The 1859-nt window shown below is 66.5% G+C and carries 2 protein-coding genes; one reads left to right on the top strand and one right to left on the bottom strand.

The window, feature by feature from the left end:
- Positions 1-440, bottom strand: a 440-nt coding sequence (locus ACFCZN_RS21210; protein ID WP_430558081.1) for a hypothetical protein, incomplete at its 3' end; no start/stop codon positions are given.
- Positions 441-703: 263 nt separating this feature from the next.
- On the opposite strand from ACFCZN_RS21210, the gene ACFCZN_RS21215 reads away from it, so the two are divergent.
- Positions 704-1426 carry a GntR family transcriptional regulator gene (locus ACFCZN_RS21215; protein WP_430558082.1) on the top strand — a complete coding sequence of 241 codons (723 nt, stop codon included), beginning with the start codon at positions 704-706 and terminating at the stop codon, positions 1424-1426.
- The last annotated feature ends 433 nt before the right edge of the window (positions 1427-1859 follow it).

Consider the following 1859-nt stretch of genomic DNA (forward strand, 5'->3'; position numbering starts at 1 on the left):
GTGTAGAAGTGCATGAGCCCGTAGGGGGCGTTGCCTGGAACGGGACTGATTGTCGCGTTCCCGCTCACGATCGTGAACTGCAGTTCCTCCGACAGCCAGGTGTTTCTTGTCGGGTCGCCGAACTGTCGCTCACGCTCGAACTTCGCGCGCAGCATGTCCAGCTGCGGGTTGGTCACTGGCTGCGAGAAGGTGATCGTCATGTCGCCGGCGTCGAACCACTGGCCGACTACGTACGGTGTGTCGAAGTTCGCCTGAAAACCGGTGCCGGTTGCCGTGAGGTTGCTTGCGGCGACGTCCGTTCCCGCCTTGAATGCGAAGCCCGCGCTGAGGCCCGAAGGGAACACAGTTGAGGCTTCCGTGCCGCTGACCGCATAGCGGCCTCCCTGTTGGCGAGCCGTCGCCAAAGGCGCGACTCCGCCCACGAGCAGTGCGCCCACCATGCCTGCAGCAGCAGCCAGGGCAGCTGTGCGTCTCACACGACCGCCGCCCTGTACTCGATTCCTGGCTCTCGCCCTCACGGGATCCTCCGATTTCTGGTGGCCGGTCCGGCCACGCTGCACTCCGTCGGGACTTCTGGTACGCCCATCGGTGTACTGTATACAGTATCTAGTGACCAGACGTCGAATCTCTGCGGTCACTTCACCCGCATACTGAATCCAGGCCGCCAGGCCTCTGAGCCGACCTTCAGATCAGGAGCTGTCAGATGCCCCTCCGTGAGGCCGCCCGACTGTCGCAGGAAACCGTCTCCCTGCCCGAGCGCGTCTACCAGCGCCTGCGCGCCGCGATCATCGTCGGAGAACTAGCACCCGGTGAGCTGCTCAAGGAGGAGAGGCTTGGCGAGAGGCTCGGCGTCTCGCGGACACCCGTGCGCGAGGCGCTGCGCCGACTCGGGGAGTCCGGGCTCGTCCAGGTCGAGACCAACCGCATCAGCCGCGTAGCACCCCTGGACCTGGTGCAGCTGCGCCAGCTTGGCGACGTCACTGCGGAGCTGTGCGGGATGGCGGCCCGCCTTGCGGTGCCGAATCTGCGCGTCGAGGACCTCGAGCACCTGGCCACAATCGAGCGCGAACTGCGCGCGCGCGTCTCCCTGCCCGGTACCGATGTGAATGAGGGCTACGCCCAGGACGTCGTCGAGGTGTTCCTCGACCGGTGCGCAAACCCCGTCCTGAGCTCGACCGTCGGCAGCCTGCGACCGCACCTCATTCGGCTCTTCGTCCTGTACGGCAACCACCTGTCGCGCCGAGGCCTGACCGAGCAGGCGATTGCTGTGGTCGCGGGCGCGACGGTCGGCGACGCAGAAGCCGTCGGCACCGCGATGCGCACCTACTATCAAGCCATCACCGACGCATTGCTCGTCGCCGCGGGCCGAGACCTCGACGAATCCGTGCCTGAACTTGCGGCGGCTGCAGCCGAATCCTCGGCCTGAGGCGCCGACCGGGCGACGCATACCTACTCGGGCGCGCTGACCTCGCGAAGGACGACGCGCTGCCGCCTTGGGTCCAGTTGCTGTGAACTCAAGACAGACTCGGCTCCATCTGGCATCTGGCAGCTTGAGCACTGCGTCGTCGTCAGGGGCGGCAAGTCACACCTCGAGCGGGACAGGGAGTGCGAGGCGTAGACCCCGCTGGGAAGCGCGCCCGGCTTGGTGATGATGAAGCTCCGATTTGTTCCGAAGGTCACGCGTCCCGGGGGCCTTGAGAGATGGGGCAGGATGGCGCGCATGGCATCGTCGCAGAGCGAACTTGAGCCAGCCGGGTACGCCGAGCTCCTGGCCGACTTGAAGGCGCGGGTGCGCGCGACGCGGTTCCGCGCGGCCCGGGCGGCGAACACCGAGGTTCTGCGGCTGTACTGGTCAGTGG

Origin of the sequence: Isoptericola sp. NPDC056134, assembly GCF_042264825.1 — a bacterium.
GTDB lineage: Bacteria > Actinomycetota > Actinomycetes > Actinomycetales > Cellulomonadaceae > Isoptericola > Isoptericola nanjingensis.